Origin of the sequence: Streptomyces sp. CA-210063, from assembly GCF_024612015.1 — a bacterium.
Taxonomy (GTDB): Bacteria; Actinomycetota; Actinomycetes; order Streptomycetales; family Streptomycetaceae; genus Streptomyces.
The window spans coordinates 2,999,797-3,014,580 of record NZ_CP102512.1 but is presented as its reverse complement, the minus strand read 5'-3'; the positions used below and the strand labels follow the sequence as shown (position 1 = coordinate 3,014,580).

Annotated in this window: 12 protein-coding genes; 10 read left to right on the top strand and 2 right to left on the bottom strand. The window is 71.1% G+C overall.

Annotated elements, in window-relative coordinates; genetic code table 11:
- Positions 1-33 precede the first annotated feature (33 nt).
- The 9 genes from gatC to JIX56_RS12800 all read left to right on the top strand — a co-directional run bounded on the left by gatC (position 34) and on the right by JIX56_RS12800 (position 11,091).
- Complete coding sequence (gatC, locus tag JIX56_RS12840) at positions 34-330, top strand: Asp-tRNA(Asn)/Glu-tRNA(Gln) amidotransferase subunit GatC (RefSeq protein WP_005480000.1); 297 nt, start codon at positions 34-36, stop codon at positions 328-330.
- A 7-nt stretch (positions 331-337) separates the two neighbouring features.
- The gene (gatA, locus tag JIX56_RS12835; RefSeq protein WP_257540297.1) at positions 338-1,834 is read left to right on the top strand and encodes an Asp-tRNA(Asn)/Glu-tRNA(Gln) amidotransferase subunit GatA; all 1,497 of its coding nucleotides are present in this window, start codon (positions 338-340) and stop codon (positions 1,832-1,834) included.
- Positions 1,831-2,073: a hypothetical protein gene (locus JIX56_RS12830; RefSeq protein WP_257540295.1), complete on the top strand. Its 243-nt coding sequence runs from the start codon at positions 1,831-1,833 to the stop codon at positions 2,071-2,073. Before gatA ends, JIX56_RS12830 begins: the two co-directional genes overlap by 4 nt.
- 16 nt (positions 2,074-2,089) lie before the next feature.
- Positions 2,090-3,604 (top strand): Asp-tRNA(Asn)/Glu-tRNA(Gln) amidotransferase subunit GatB, encoded by a 1,515-nt coding sequence (gene gatB, locus JIX56_RS12825; RefSeq protein ID WP_257540293.1) that lies wholly within the window; start codon positions 2,090-2,092, stop codon positions 3,602-3,604.
- A gap of 283 nt (positions 3,605-3,887) precedes the next feature.
- Positions 3,888-6,185 carry an MMPL family transporter gene (locus JIX56_RS12820; protein ID WP_257540292.1) on the top strand — a complete coding sequence of 766 codons (2,298 nt, stop codon included), beginning with the start codon at positions 3,888-3,890 and terminating at the stop codon, positions 6,183-6,185.
- Positions 6,163-6,738 carry a GNAT family N-acetyltransferase gene (locus JIX56_RS12815; protein ID WP_257540290.1) on the top strand — a complete coding sequence of 192 codons (576 nt, stop codon included), beginning with the start codon at positions 6,163-6,165 and terminating at the stop codon, positions 6,736-6,738. Before JIX56_RS12820 ends, JIX56_RS12815 begins: the two co-directional genes overlap by 23 nt.
- Positions 6,739-6,773: 35 nt before the next feature.
- Positions 6,774-7,370: a hypothetical protein gene (locus JIX56_RS12810; protein ID WP_257540288.1), complete on the top strand. Its 597-nt coding sequence runs from the start codon at positions 6,774-6,776 to the stop codon at positions 7,368-7,370.
- Positions 7,371-7,555: 185 nt separating this feature from the next.
- Positions 7,556-7,723, top strand: coding sequence for a hypothetical protein (locus tag JIX56_RS12805; RefSeq protein WP_257540286.1), 168 nt, complete (start codon positions 7,556-7,558; stop codon positions 7,721-7,723).
- 278 nt (positions 7,724-8,001) lie between these two features.
- Positions 8,002-11,091 carry a helix-turn-helix transcriptional regulator gene (locus tag JIX56_RS12800; protein WP_257550830.1) on the top strand — a complete coding sequence of 1,030 codons (3,090 nt, stop codon included), beginning with the start codon at positions 8,002-8,004 and terminating at the stop codon, positions 11,089-11,091.
- Between the two features lie 34 nt (positions 11,092-11,125).
- Here the strand turns inward: JIX56_RS12800 and JIX56_RS12795 are convergent, their stop codons facing one another.
- Together JIX56_RS12795 and JIX56_RS12790 are read right to left on the bottom strand one after the other, a co-directional pair.
- Positions 11,126-12,292 (bottom strand): PQQ-dependent sugar dehydrogenase, encoded by a 1,167-nt coding sequence (locus JIX56_RS12795; RefSeq protein ID WP_257540284.1) that lies wholly within the window; start codon positions 12,290-12,292, stop codon positions 11,126-11,128.
- 104 nt (positions 12,293-12,396) lie between these two features.
- Positions 12,397-13,395 carry an aldo/keto reductase gene (locus tag JIX56_RS12790; protein WP_257540282.1) on the bottom strand — a complete coding sequence of 333 codons (999 nt, stop codon included), beginning with the start codon at positions 13,393-13,395 and terminating at the stop codon, positions 12,397-12,399.
- Between the two features lie 76 nt (positions 13,396-13,471).
- On the opposite strand from JIX56_RS12790, the gene JIX56_RS12785 reads away from it, so the two are divergent.
- On the top strand, positions 13,472-14,473 hold the full coding sequence (locus JIX56_RS12785) for a 2-hydroxyacid dehydrogenase (RefSeq protein ID WP_257540280.1): 1,002 nt from the start codon (positions 13,472-13,474) through the stop codon (positions 14,471-14,473).
- Positions 14,474-14,784: the final 311 nt, after the last annotated feature.

The window sequence follows — 14,784 nt, the reverse complement described above, 5'->3', positions numbered from 1 at the left end:
AAACCACACACACTCACCCCAGAGGATCGCTGCATGCCTGGCATTACGCGCGAGGAGGTCGCCCACCTCGCCCGGCTGGCGCGTCTGGAGCTGAAGCCCGAAGAGCTCGAACACTTCGCAGGCCAGCTGGACGACATCATCGGCGCGGTCGCCCGCGTCAGCGAGGTCGCCGACCAAGACGTACCTCCGACCTCGCACCCGCTGCCGCTGACGAACGTCATGCGCGCGGACGAGGTCCGTCCGTCGCTCACCCCCGAGCAGGCGCTTTCCGCCGCCCCGGCCCAGGAGCAGCAGCGTTTCAAGGTGCCGCAGATCCTGGGGGAGGACTGATCACGTCATGACCGACAGCATCATCAAGCTCACCGCGGCGGAGATCGCCGCGAAGATCGCGTCCGGTGAACTCACCGCCGTAGAGGTCACCGAGGCCCACCTGGCCCGGATCGAGGCCGTCGACGAGAAGGTGCACGCCTTCCTCCACGTCGACCGCGAGGGCGCCCTCGCCCAGGCCCGTGCCGTCGACGAGAAGAAGGCCAAGGGCGAGAAGCTCGGGCCGCTCGCCGGTGTCCCGCTCGCGCTCAAGGACATCTTCACCACGGTCGGGGTTCCGACCACCGTGGGGTCGAAGATCCTGGAGGGCTGGATCCCGCCGTACGACGCCACCGTCACCAAGAAGCTGAAGGACGCCGACGTCGTCATCCTCGGCAAGACCAACATGGACGAGTTCGCCATGGGGTCCTCCACCGAGAACAGCGCGTACGGCCCGACCGGCAACCCGTGGGACCTCACCCGGATCCCGGGCGGCTCCGGCGGCGGTTCCTCCGCCTCGCTCGCCTCCTACCAGGCGCCCCTCGCCATCGGCACCGACACCGGCGGTTCCATCCGCCAGCCGGCCGCCGTCACCGGCACGGTGGGCGTCAAGCCGACGTACGGCGCGGTCTCCCGCTACGGCATGGTGGCGTTCAGCAGCAGCCTCGACCAGGGCGGCCCCTGCGCCCGTACGGTCCTGGACGCGGCGCTCCTCCACGAGGTCATCGCCGGGCACGACCCGCTCGACTCCACGTCCATCGACGCCCCGGTCCCGCCGGTCGTCGAGGCCGCCCGCAACGGCAGTGTCGCCGGGATGCGCGTCGGTGTCGTCAAGCAGTTCCGCGGTGAGGGCTACCAGGCCGGTGTGCTCCAGCGGTTCGACGAGTCGGTCGCGCTCCTGAAGGAGCTGGGCGCCGAGATCGTCGAGCTGGACTGCCCGTCGTTCGACCTGGCGCTGGCCGCGTACTACCTGATCGCACCGAGCGAGTGTTCGTCGAACCTCGCCCGCTTCGACGGGCTGCGCTACGGCCTGCGCACCGGCGACGACGGCACCCGCTCCGCCGAGGACGTCACCTCCCTCACCCGTGAGGCGGGCTTCGGTCCCGAGGTGAAGCGCCGCATCATGCTCGGCACGTACGCGCTCAGCTCCGGCTACTACGACGCGTACTACGGCAGCGCCCAGAAGGTCCGTACGCTCATCACGCGCGACTTCGAGAAGTCGTTCGAGAAGGTCGACGTCATCGTCTCGCCGACGACGCCGACCACCGCCTTCCCGATCGGCGAGCGCGCCGACGACCCGATGGCGATGTACCTGGCGGACCTCTGCACCATCCCGACCAACCTCGCGGGCAACGCCGCGATGTCCCTGCCCTGCGGCCTCGCGCCGGAGGACGGGCTGCCGGTCGGGCTCCAGATCATCGCCCCGGCACTGAAGGACGACCGTCTTTACAAGGTCGGCGCCGCCGTCGAGGCCGCCTTCGTGGAAAAGTGGGGGCACCCGCTTCTCGAGGAGGCTCCGTCGCTGTGAGCAACGCACTGTCCAAGGCCAAGGACTTCCAGAAGTCCAAGTCCGGTACGTACGTGTCCATCGCCACCACCGCGTTCGGCGCGTGGGGCATCGCCAAGCGGATCAAGAAGGCCCGCGCGGAGCAGGACACGCTGCGACTGATCGACGCGTCCGTGGCCGCCGTCGGCATCGTCACCGGTCTCGCCATCCTGTACCGCGAACTGAAGCGGCTGGGCGACGACGACGTCCTGCTGGGCTGAGAGGGAAGTTTCCACCGTGACCACCACGACCGACCTGGTGTCGTACGAGGACGCGCTGGCGTCGTACGACCCCGTCATGGGCCTTGAGGTCCATGTCGAACTCGGCACCAAGACCAAGATGTTCTGCGGCTGTTCGACCGAGCTCGGGCAGGGCGCCAACACGCAGACCTGCCCCACCTGCCTCGGCCTGCCCGGCGCCCTCCCGGTCGTCAACGCGATCGGCGTCGAGTCCGCGATCAAGATCGGTCTCGCGCTGAACTGCGAGATCGCCGAGTGGTGCCGTTTCGCCCGGAAGAACTACTTCTATCCGGACATGCCGAAGAACTTCCAGACCTCCCAGTACGACGAGCCGATCGCCTTCAACGGCTACCTCGACGTACAGCTGGAGGACGGCGAGACCTTCCGCGTGGAGATCGAGCGCGCCCACATGGAGGAGGACACCGGCAAGTCGACGCACGTCGGTGGCGCGACGGGCCGTATCCACGGCGCCTCGCACTCCCTGCTCGACTACAACCGCGCGGGCATCCCGCTCATCGAGATCGTCACCAAGCCGATCGAGGGTGCGGGCGAGCGCGCTCCCGAGGTCGCCAAGGCGTACGTCCGTGAGCTGCGCGAGCTCATCAAGGCGCTCGGCGTCTCGGAAGCCCGTATGGAGATGGGCCAGATGCGCTGCGACGTCAACCTGTCGCTGCGCCCGCACGGCCGCGAGAAGTTCGGCACGCGTTCGGAGACGAAGAACGTGAACTCGCTGCGCTCCGTGGAGCGCGCGGCCCGCTTCGAGATCCAGCGGCACGCGGCCGTCCTCGACAGTGGCGGGACGATCATCCAGGAGACCCGGCACTTCCATGAGGACACGGGGTCCACGACCTCGGGCCGTGTGAAGGAGGAGGCCGAGGACTACCGGTACTTCCCCGAGCCGGACCTGGTGCCGGTGGCCCCCTCGCGCGAGTGGGTCGAGGAGATCCGTGCCGGGCTGCCCGAGCTGCCGCTGGTCCGCCGCAACCGGCTCCGCGAGGAGTGGGGCATCAGCGGCACCGACATGCAGGCCATCCTGAACGCCGGTGCGCTGGAGCCGATCGTCGCCACGATCGAGGCCGGGGCGGACGCCGCCTCCGCCCGCAAGTGGTGGATGGGCGAGCTGGCCCGCAGCGCCAACGAGTCCGGCACGTCGCTTGACGAGCTGGCGATCACGCCGGAGCAGGTCGCCCGGGTCACCGAGCTGGTGGCGAAGGGTGACCTGAACGACAAGCTGGCGCGTCAGGTCATCGAAGGCGTCCTCGCGGGCGAAGGCACCCCGGACGAGGTCGTCGACAAGCGCGGTCTGAAGGTCGTCTCCGACGAGGGCGCCCTGACGACGGCCGTCGAGGAGGCGATCGCCGGCAACCCGGCCATCGCGGACAAGATCCGCGGCGGCAAGGTGGCCGCGGCCGGTGCCCTGGTCGGCGCGGTCATGAAGGCCACGCGCGGTCAGGCGGACGCGGCCCGCGTCAAGGAGCTGATCCTGGAGAAGCTGGGCGTCGGCGAGGGCTGAACGACCGGCTGATCGACTGCGTATCCCTGAGGGCGGCCCAGCACGGCGACGGGCCGCCCTCAGGCGTGTCCATGAGGGGGACGCAGGGCGACAGAGTGCCGCGAACTGTCCTGTGAGTTGGCTCCCATCCCGTGTGAGGAGACCCTCAAAGGAGCCAAACGATCACTTCAGGGTGCAACAGTTACCAAGCATTGCTCATGCGTTCTTTGCATGCTGTTCAGTTCCATATGCGGCTGTACACGGTCAAAGATCCACAAAACATCCCCCCCAGGAGTGCGATTCCGTGGCAGCCCTCGCGCGCTGGTGCGTCCGGCACCGTCTCGTCGCCGTACTTCTGTGGCTCCTCGCCTTCGCCGGCACGGCCGCCGGGGCCGCCGTCGCGGGAGCCGCGTACTCGAACGACTACAAGACCCCCGGAACAGAGTCCAGCCGCGCCACCGACCTCCTGAACGACGGCTTCCCCGGCATCGGCGGTGACAACGCCACCGTCGTCTGGCATACGGGCGACGGGTCCGTACGGGCCGCCGCCGTCGAGCAGACGATGACCCGGACCCTCGACGAGATCGCCGAGCTGCCGGGCGTCGCCGCCGTGACCGACCCGTACGACGGCGCCGACGGCGGCCGGATCAGCGAGGACGGCCGTACGGCGTACGCCACCGTCACCTTCGACGAGCCGGCCGAGGACGTGGACAAGGCGCAGGCCGAGGCCGTCGTCGACACCGCGAAGGACGCCGAGGGCGACGGGCTCCAGGTGGAGCTGGGCGGCACCTCGATCGGACTCACCGAGACCTCCGGCGGGCACCTCGCCGAGATCGTCGGCGTGCTCGTCGCCGCCGTCGTGCTCTTCCTGGCGTTCGGCTCGCTCGCCGCCAGCCTGCTGCCGATCGCGACCGCCCTGGTCAGTGTCGGCACCGCCTACGCGGGGATCACCCTGCTCGGGCACGCCATGACGGTCGCCGACTTCGCGCCCATGCTCGGCACCCTGATCGGCCTCGGCGTCGGCATCGACTACGCGCTGTTCATCGTGACCCGGCACCGCAAGGGGCTGAAGCGGGGGCTGTCCGTCGAGGAGGCGGCGCGGAACGCGGTCGCGACCACCGGGCGGGCCGTCGTCTTCGCGGGTGCCACGGTCTGCATAGCCCTGCTCGGGATGCTGATCCTGCGGCTCGGTTTCCTCAACGGGGTCGCGATCGCCGCCTCGCTCACCGTGGTCCTCACCGTCGCCGCCTCCGTCACGCTGCTGCCGGCCCTGCTGTCGTTGATCGGCATGCGGGCGCTGAGCCGCCGCGAGCGCCGCCATCTGGCCGAGCACGGCCCCGAGCCCGAACTGCCCACGGGGTTCGCCGCCCGCTGGTCCGCGTTCGTCGAACGGCACCCCAAGAAGCTCGGCGCGATCGCCCTCGTCGTCATGACCCTGCTCGCCCTGCCCATGCTCGGACTGCGCCTGGGCACCTCCGACCAGGGCAACGACCCCGAGACGACGACCACCCGCCAGGCGTACGACCTCCTCGCCGACGGTTTCGGGCCCGGCGTCAACGGCCCGCTCACCCTCGTCACCAAGGTGGACGGCGCCGCCGACCAGCTCGCGCTCGACAACCTCGACACCGCGCTGAGGGCCACCGAGGGCGTCTCGGCGGTGACCCCGGTGACGTACGACACCGACCGCGACGCCGCGTACCTCACCGTCGTACCGGACTCCTCCCCGCAGTCCGCGAAGACCAGCGACCTGGTCGAACGGCTGCGCGACGAGGTGCTGCCGCGCACCGAGACCGGTACCTCGCTCGATCTGCACGTCGGTGGGGTGACCGCCGGTTACGACGATTTCGCGGACGTGATCGTCGGCAAGCTGCCGCTGTTCGTGGGTGTCGTCATCGGCCTCGGCTGTCTGCTGCTCCTGCTCGCCTTCCGGTCGATCGGGATCCCGCTCAAGGCCGCCGCGATGAACGTGGCCGCCGTGGCCGCCGCGTTCGGCGTGGTCGTCGCGATCTTCCAGTGGGGCTGGGGGAGCGAACTGCTGGGCCTCGGCCGGGCCGGGCCGATCGAGCCCTTCCTCCCCGTGATCATGGTCTCGGTCCTCTTCGGGCTCTCCATGGACTACCAGGTCTTCCTGGTCAGCCGGATGTACGAGGAGTGGCTGGAGACCGGCGACAACCGGCGCGCGGTCCGCGTCGGCCTGGCCGAGACCAGCCGGGTGATCAACTCCGCCGCGGTCATCATGATCTCCGTCTTCCTCGCCTTCGTGCTCAGCGGCGACCGCGTGATCGCCATGTTCGGCATCGCCCTCGCCGCCGCCGTCGCCCTCGACGCCTTCGTCCTCCGCACGCTCCTCGTCCCCGCCCTGATGCACCTGCTCGGCGGCGCCAACTGGTGGCTGCCCCGCTGGCTCGACCGCCGGCTGCCCCGCATCAGCATCGAACCGCCCGAGGCCCGCGCCGCCCATGAGAGGCTGGCCGCCGCGACGGACGCCGAGGCGGCGGACGTACTGGCGGGGGACGCCGAGGGCATACCGGCGCGGGACGCCGACGCGACGGACGTACGGGCGAAGGAGCGACAGCCGGATGTACGCGATATCCCTGGGTGACGACGGAGCCGAACTGCGGCCCCTGGAGCCCTGGCACGCCGAGGAGTTCCTCGCACACCTGGAGCGGGGGCGGGACTTCATCAACCAGTACGTCCCCTTCGGCCAGACCGCCACGGACGTCGTGTCCGCGCGTGCCGTCCTCCAGCGGTACGCCGACATGCGCGCCGCCGACACCGGCTCCCTGCATGGCATCTGGCTCGACGGCAAGCTCGTCGGCGGGGTCCTCTTCCTCAACTTCGACGCGGAGCACGCCAACTGCGAGGTCGGCTGCTGGCTGGAACCCGCCGGCACCGGACGGGGCCTGGTCACGCGCGCGATGCGGATCCTGATCGACTGGGCCGTCGACGTCCGCGCCATCCACCGGGTCGAGTGGATCGCCGCCTCCGGCAACACGCCGAGCCTGGACGTGGCCCGACGGCTCGGCATGGTCAGGGACGGTGTGCAGCGGGAGAGATATCCCCACCGAGGTGTCCGGCACGACTTGGAGATATGGTCCGTCCTGGCGCCCGAATGGCGAGCGGCACGCGCCCGCAGCGCTCACAGCGATCATTAAGAAACCTCTCAGACAACATTCGTACGGTGCGAGGTATGGGAACCAAGACAGCTGACGAGACCGGGGCCGACACGGGCGCCGAGGCCAAGAACGACGACGAGGCGGTGAACGTCACCAAGGAGGACGTGGCGAAGGAGGAAGCCGCGACGGAAGCCGAGGGGCAGACCTCCGCCGACGACTCCGAGGAAGCCGGAGAGTTCGACGACGAGTTCCCGCCCACCGCCGCGAAGGCGTCGCCCGGAGTCGGACAGGGTGCCGCCGGCATCGTGTCCGTCGTGCTGGGCCTCGTCTCGCTGACCGGCGGCTGGGTCGGCACGGTGGCCTCCGCACGCGAGGAGATCACCGGCCAGCTGGAGATGCAGGCCGCGACCAACGCGACCGTCGCCACGCAGCTCCAGGCCGTCTACGGTGACGCCTGGCAGGCCAGCGCGCTGTGGGGCGGCGTCTTCGCGCTGCTCGCACTGCTCGTAGGCGTCGCCGTGCTGGTGCGACCCGCGTTCGGTGACCCCGACCAGGTGCAGACGCCGTGGATCAAGTCCGTCGCCTGGGCCGGTGTCTCGGTCGGCTTCATCGGGCTGGTGCTGGCCGTCCTGAAGTACACCGACATCCTGCTGGTACTGCCCAGTACCTGACGTCCGCCCAGCCAGGATGGCATCTGAGGGGCCTTAGTTCCGTCGTAGGGATACCTACGACGGAACTAAGGCCCCTCATCCGTTCAAGATGCGGAACTCTCCCGATGTGGCGGCCCCGCCTTGGAGACGAAGGTTGAGGCATCGCAACAAGCGAGCCGAGACCGACTCTTCACGAGGGGTACGAGATGTTCGAGTACGAGCTCCAGCAGATCCGTTCCGCAGAGCTGATCCGCGAGGCGGAGCAGTACCGCCAGGTACGCGAGGTACGCCGCGCCCGCCGCGAAGAGCGCGACGAGGAGGGCAGGGTGCCCCGCGAACGCCCACGTCGGCTCCGGTTCCTACGCGCCGCATGACTGTGGGGTGTGGGCGTTCTTGGGCGAGTGCGGGAGGAGTGTGGTTGCCCACGCAGTTCCCCGCGCCCCTGAAAAGCAGAGGCTGCGCCCCGTGCTTTTCGCCTTTAGGGGCGCGGGGAACTGCGCGATCAGCCCCCACGCACCCGCACTCGCCCGACAACCGAACCCCCGAGCTCTGACGCGGAAGCCCGGCATGGAGACGTGGAGGCCTGGTGAACGACAGCTCGGCGGCCGGGCAGCCGCCGATAATCGGTGCCGGAGTGTCCGCGCCTCGTGCGATGCTCGGCGACGTGGAGACCAGGTCCGTCAGTCCGGTGTTCGTCGGTCGTGCCGGCGAACTGGAGGTGTTGCGCGAGGCGTTGGCCCGCGCGGCCGGTGGGGGCGCCGCACGGGCGGCGGGAAGCGGGGGAGACGGGGGCGGGCCACAGGCGCTGCTGCTCGGCGGTGAGGCCGGGGTGGGGAAGACCCGCCTGGTCGAGGAGTTCGCCGCGGAGGCCGTGCGCGCGGGCGCGGTCGTCGCGCTCGGCGGCTGCGTCGAGATCGGCGCCGACGGACTGCCCTTCGCGCCCTTCTCCACCGCGCTGCGCGCCCTGCACCGCCGGCTGCCGGACGAGCTGACCGCCGCTGCCGCCGGTCAGGAACAGGAACTGGCCCGGCTGCTGCCCGAGTTCGGCGAGACCCCCCGCGCACGGCACGACGAGGAGGGCACGGCCCGCCTCTTCGAACTCACCGCCCGCCTCCTGGAACGCCTCGCCGCCGACCGCACCATCGTCCTCGCCCTGGAGGATCTGCACTGGGCCGACGCCTCCACCCGCCACCTCCTCTCCTACCTCCTGCGCACCCTGCGCACCGGCCGCCTCGTCGTCCTCGCCACCTACCGCTCCGACGACATCCATCGCCGCCACCCGCTGCGCCCCCTCCTCGCCGAACTCGACCGCCTCCGCACGGTCCGCCGCATCGAACTGCCCCGCTTCAACCGCGCCGAGGTCGGCCACCAACTCGCCGGCATCCTCGCCGCCGAACCCGAACCGGAGCACGCCGACGAGATCTTCGAACGCTCCGACGGCAACGCCTTCTTCGTCGAGGAACTCGCCGTCGCCGCCCACGACGGCGGCTGCGTCGGCCTCACCGACTCCCTGCGCGACCTGCTCCTCGTCCGCGTCGAACGTCTCCCCGAGGACGCCCAGCGGGTCGCCCGCATCGTCGCCGAGGGCGGCTCCACCGTGGAGTACGCCCTGCTCGCGGCCGTGGCCCGGCTGCCCGAGGACGACCTCATCGAAGCCCTGCGCGCCGCCGTCGGCGCCAACATCCTGCTCGCCGCACCCGGCGGCGACGGCTACCGCTTCCGCCACTCCCTGGTCCGCGAGGCCGTCAGCGACGACCTGCTGCCCGGCGAACGCTCCCGCCTCAACCGCCGCTACGCCGAGGTCCTGGAGGCCGACCCCACGCTCGTCCCGGCCGACGGCCGCGCCACCCGCCTGGCCAGCTACTGGTATCACGCCCACGACGCCGCCAAGGCCCTGCCCGCCGTCCTCGACGCCTCCGCCGAGGCCCGCGCCCGGCACGCCCACGCCGAGCAACTACGGCTCCTGGAGCGGGCGATGGAGCTGTGGGAGGCCGCCCCCGACGCCGTACGCGCCGCACTGCGCCCCATCGACTACACCGAGGTCTACCCTCCCTGCGGCTGCGACCCCGCCACCACCCCCCTGCGCTACCTCGACCTCATGGCCGAGGCCGCCGTCGCCGGACGACTGTGCGGGGAGCGGGAGCGGGCCATGCGGATCACCCGGCGGGCGCTGGACCTGCTCGCGGACGGGGACGACCCGCTGCGCGCCGCCTGGTTCTGGGTGCAGCGGTCGATGCTGACCGAGGGGCTGGCCCGGGGCGACGGCTGGAAGGAACTCGCCACCGCCCAGGACCTGGTGCGCGGTCTGCCGCCCTCGGAGGTGCACGCCGAGGTACTGTCCCGCGTCGCCTGCTGGTCCATGCTCCACGCCCCCGGCCCCGACGCGCTCTCCGACGCCCAGCGCGCCGTCGAGTACGCGCACATGGTGGGCGCCGAGGACATCGAACTGAACGCGCGCCTCACTCTCGGCGGACTGATGGTCGACGCCGGTGACGTCGAGACGGGCATCGCGGAGATGGAGGAGGTCCGCCGCCGCACCCTCGAACGCGGCCACCCCGCCGCCGTCCTGGGCCGCGCCTATGTGAACGTCCCGTCCTGCCTGGAGGGCATCGGACGCTCCCAGGACGCTGTGCGCCTGCTGAGGGAAGGCATCGAAGTCACCGGACGCATGGGCCTGTTGGAGTCCGAGGCCTGGGTCTGGGGCAACCTCGCCGAGTCCCTGCTCTCCCTGGGCCGCTGGGACGAGGCCCTGGAGGCCGTGGAGAAGGCCCAGATCGTCGGCTCCAGCCACAAGCCGCGTGGCCTCAGCAGTCTCATCTGCTCCGCCGTCGCCGTCGCCCGCGGCGACACCCCCGAGGCTCGCCGACAAGTCGCCATCGCCCACGGCCACTACGGCAGCCACAACCCCATGCCCCAGAACAACCTGCCGCTGTCGGCCCTCGCCATCGGCGTCGCCGCCACCGAGGGCCGCCTCCCCGACGCCCGCACCGAACTCGCCCGCGTCCTCGACACCGGCTTCCCCGTCGGCACCCAGCGCTACGCCTGGCCCCTGCTGCTCACCGCCGCGACCGCCGAGGCCGACGCCCGCGTCCTGCCGGCCACCGGGCCCGGCCGCGCCGAGGTCCTCGACCGGATCTTCACCGCGGTCAGGAAACTCACCACCGGCGCACCGATCTGGCTCGCCCACGAACAGTGGGTGCGCGCCGAACTCCAGCGCGCCGAAGGCGTATCCGACCCGGACACCTGGTCCGACGTCGTCACCGCCTTCGAGCCCCTGGAACGGCCCTACGACCTCGCCCGCGTCCGGCACCGCCTCGCCGAGGCGCTGCTGGCCGACGGCGCCGACGACGAGGCCCGGGACCGCGCGACGGAACTGCTGCGGCTGGCCGCCGCCGTCGCCGACCACCTGGGCGCCCGTCCGCTCGCCGACGAGGTCGCCCTCCTGGCCCGCCGTGCCCGCCTGACCTTGAGGCGCGGCCCCGAGCCCGCCCTCACCCCCGCCGACCCCGTCGCCGCGCTCGGCCTCACCGGCCGCGAACACGACGTCCTCCGTCTGGTGGCCGCCGGCCGCACCAACCGCCAGATAGCCGAGGAACTCTTCATCTCCCCCAAGACGGCCAGCGTCCATGTCTCCAACATCCTCGCCAAGCTCGGTGTCTCGGGCCGCGGCGAGGCGGCGGCGGTGGCCCATCGGCTGGGGCTGTTTCCGACGGGGGCCGGGGAGCGGCTGGCAGCGGGCTGACGGCAGGGCGGAGCGCCGAGGAGCAGCTGGCGGTCTACTTCACCTCCAGCTCCAGGATCTTGTCGTCGCCGCCCTCCGGGGAGCCGCGGCCGTCCGTCTCGCTGGTCACCAGCCAGAGCTTGTCGCCGCCGGCGGAGAGGACCGTACGGAGGCGGCCGTAGTCGCCCTCCAGGAAGGCTTGCGGGTCGGCGGAGGCCTTGGTGCCGTCCAGGGGGATGCGCCAGAGGCGCTGGCCCCGGAGGCCTGCCATCCAGACGGAGCCCTCCGCTATGGCGATACCGCTGGGGGAGGCCTCGTCCGTACCCCACACGGCCACCGGGTCGATGTAGCCGGACTTGTCGCCCTTGCCTTCGACGTCCGGCCAGCCGTAGTTCCCGCCGGGCTGGATGTGGTTCAGCTCGTCCCAGGTGTTCTGGCCGAACTCCGAGGCCCACAGGCGCTGCTTGCTGTCCCAGGCGAGGCCCTGGACGTTGCGGTGGCCGTACGAGTACACGACGGAGTTGTCGAAGGGGTTGCCCGGGGCGGGCCGGCCGTCCGGGGTCATGCGGAGGATCTTGCCGCCGAGGGAGTTCTTGTCCTGGGCCAGAGGGCCCTCGTACCGCTCGCCGGTGCTCGCGTAGAGCATCTGGTCGGGGCCGAAGGCGAGCCGCCCGCCGTTGTGGTTCGTGCCCTTGGGGATGGCGCGGAGGATGATGTCGGGGGCGCCGAGCTGCTGGCCGGCGGGCTTCTCGGGGTCGTACAGCATCCGCACGATCCTGTTGTCGGACTCCGAGGTGAAGTACGCGTAGATCATGTGGTCGGAGGCGTAATCCGGGGAGACGGCGATGCCCATGAGGCCGCCCTCGCCGGCCGGGGCGACGCCGGGGACCTCGCCGAGCTCGGTCTTCTTGCCGCTCTCCTCGTCGATTCTGCTGATCGTGGCCTCGTCACGGGAGGACACGAGGAGGCCGCCCTCGGGAAGGGCGGCGAGCCCCCAGGGCGTGTCGAGGTCCTCGGCGACGGTGCGGACCACCTTCACCGAGCCCTTGTCGGGGGGCGCCGCGTCCGCCGCCCGCTCCGACGGGGACGCCGCCGCGCTGCTGCTGCTCGGGGGTGAGCCACCGGCCGCGTCCGGTTGCTCTCCGTCGTCCGAGGAACAGCCGGTCGTCACCAGGAGCACGGCTGCGGCCAACGCGGCCGTCACCACTCGACGTTGCACCATCACGATCCCTTCGACGTGGAGCTTCTACTTGTCTTACACCGCGAGTGCCCCACAGGTTCCACCTCCGCCCGATCAAGAGGATTTTCCGGCTGGCGGGCGACGCCTCAGTCCCAGGATCCCCGGGCGGGAGGAAGGGCCGCCACCTCCGCCAGATCCGCGGCCGTCAGACGCAGCGCGTGGGCCGCCGCGTTCTCCGTCACCCACCGTGCCTGCTTCGTGCCCGGCACCGGCACCACGTGGGAACCCAGGGACAGCACCCAGGCGAGGGCGACCTGCGCCGGGGTCACGTCGGCCCCGTGACGGGCCGCGACGCGGCGGAGGCCGACGACGAGGGGCTGGTTGGCGGCCATCATGTCGGCGGTGAAGCGAGGGTGACGGGCGCGGAGGTCGTCGGGCTCGAAGCCCCCGCCGGGCGTCAGGGTGCCGGTGAGGAAACCATTCCCCAGGGGCATGGCGGCGAGGAAGCCGATGCCGCGGGCCACGCACCAGGGGAGGAGGGAGTCCAGGGCGTCCCGCGACCAGACCGACAGCTCCGCCTGGACCGCGCTCACCGGGAACACCTGCTGGACCCGCTGGAGCTGGCGGATCGTGGTGTCGTACATGCCCGCGCCCGGCCGGCGGCCCGCCCGCGCGCCCACCGCGCACAGACCCAACGCCCGTACCTTTCCGGCCTGTACGAGTTCCGCCATCGCGCCCCACGTCTCCTCGACGGGGACCTCGGGGTCCGCCCGGTGGAGCTGGTAGAGGTCGATGACGTCGGTCTGGAGCCGACGCAGCGAGGCGTCGCAGGCACGTTTCACATAGCCGGGGCGGCCGTTGGCCACGATGTGCTGCTCGCCCACCAGCAGACCCACCTTGGTGGAGACGAAGGCCTCCGAGCGTCGCTCCTTCAGCACCCGGCCCACCAGCAGTTCGTTGGTGAACGGGCCGTACATGTCGGCCGTGTCCAGCAGTGTCGTGCCGAGGTCGAGCGCCCGGTGCACCGTCCGCATCGACTCGTCGCCCCGTTGCCGCGACCCGGTGTACGCCCAGCTCATCGGCATGCACCCGAGTCCGACGGCCCCCACCTCGAGCGTCGCCGCGCCGATCGTCCTGCGGTCCACCTGGTCGTGACCCTCCCTCTCCTGGCCCCCCAACCTAACCTCTGCCGTACCAGGTACCTGACATAGCCTCCGGAGCATGACTGCTGACGTGACTGCCGACCCGACCGCGGATGTGACCGCCGATGTGTGGCTCCCCATCCCGCCGGACGAGATCGAGGGGCTCCCGCAGGGCCCCAACTACCTCTTCTGGGACGGGGGTGAGGACGGCACGCAGCCGTATCCGGGCGACCCCGAGGACTGCGTCCTGTACGTGGTGCCCTATATGAAGCGCTGGCCGGTGAAGGTGAACCCGCTGGAGCACATGCGGAACCTGCGGGTGATCCAGACGCTCACGGCAGGCGTGGACGACGTCCTCGCCCGGCTGTCCGCGGTCGCCCCCGGTGTCCAGCTGTGCAACGCGCGTGGCGTGCACGAGGCGAGTACGGCCGAACTCGCGCTCACCCTGACCCTCGCCTCGCTGCGCGGCATCCCCGACTTCGTACGGGCCCAGCAACAGGAGCGCTGGCAGGGCGCGTTCCGTCCCGCGCTCGCCGACCGGACCGTCCTGATCGTCGGCTACGGCGCGATCGGCGCCGCCATCGAGGACAGGCTCGTGCCCTTCGAGGTGGCGCGGGTGGCGCGCGTCGCGCGCTCCGAGCGCACCACGGCGCGCGGCCCGGTGCACCCGCTCACCGAACTGTCCGCCCTGCTGCCGCAGGCCGATGTCGTGATCCTCTCCACTCCCCTCACGGAACAGACGAAAGGCCTGGTCAACGCCGATTTCCTGGCCCGTATGAAGGACGGTGCCCTCCTGGTGAATGTTGCCCGCGGAGGCGTCGTCGACACCAAGGCACTGCTCGCGGAACTCGACAGCGGGCGCATCACCGCGGCGCTCGATGTCACCGACCCCGAGCCGCTGCCGCCGGGGCACCCGCTCTGGCGCGCGCCCGGGGTGCTCATCAGCCCCCATGTCGGCGGCCCCACGTCGGCCTTCCTGCCGCGTGCCAAAAGGCTGTTGGTGGACCAGTTGGGGCGATTCGTGAACCGGGAGCCACTGCGCAACGTGGTCCTTACGACAGGCGAGACGGACGACGCGTAATCCACTTCGGGCACCCTCCGCATTCCTTCGGAAGCGGACCGTGCTCGTGTTGCCGCAGGTGGTCACTTAGCGTAGAGAAGCTATGTCCCTGAGTGACGAGACTGGTGTATCGTCCCGACAGGGGCTGCGCCGCGCACCGTCGGCGCCGGGGACGGGACTTGAGACAGCGAGGGGGGCGACGGGCGATGCACGGCCTATGGACGAACGATCCGACGCGGCGGAGTCGCCGACGGCGGCCCTGGCGAGCTGCGACGCGGAGGCACCCGCAGGGGAGTCAGGGCGACCGCGGCGGTCACGGCCAGCACCGCAGG

What these genes read in the sequence shown, in the direction of transcription:
- JIX56_RS12810 (WP_257540288.1), top strand. Translation starts at nt 6,774, where the DNA reads ATGGGAACCAAGACAGCTGACGAGACCGGGGCCGACACGGGCGCCGAG.
- gatC (WP_005480000.1), top strand. Translation starts at nt 34, where the DNA reads ATGCCTGGCATTACGCGCGAGGAGGTCGCCCACCTCGCCCGGCTGGCG.
- JIX56_RS12815 (WP_257540290.1), top strand. Translation starts at nt 6,163, where the DNA reads ATGTACGCGATATCCCTGGGTGACGACGGAGCCGAACTGCGGCCCCTG.
- JIX56_RS12785 (WP_257540280.1), top strand. Translation starts at nt 13,472, where the DNA reads ATGACTGCTGACGTGACTGCCGACCCGACCGCGGATGTGACCGCCGAT.
- gatA (WP_257540297.1), top strand. Translation starts at nt 338, where the DNA reads ATGACCGACAGCATCATCAAGCTCACCGCGGCGGAGATCGCCGCGAAG.
- JIX56_RS12805 (WP_257540286.1), top strand. Translation starts at nt 7,556, where the DNA reads ATGTTCGAGTACGAGCTCCAGCAGATCCGTTCCGCAGAGCTGATCCGC.
- JIX56_RS12800 (WP_257550830.1), top strand. Translation starts at nt 8,002, where the DNA reads ATGCTCGGCGACGTGGAGACCAGGTCCGTCAGTCCGGTGTTCGTCGGT.
- JIX56_RS12795 (WP_257540284.1), bottom strand. Translation starts at nt 12,292, where the DNA reads ATGGTGCAACGTCGAGTGGTGACGGCCGCGTTGGCCGCAGCCGTGCTC.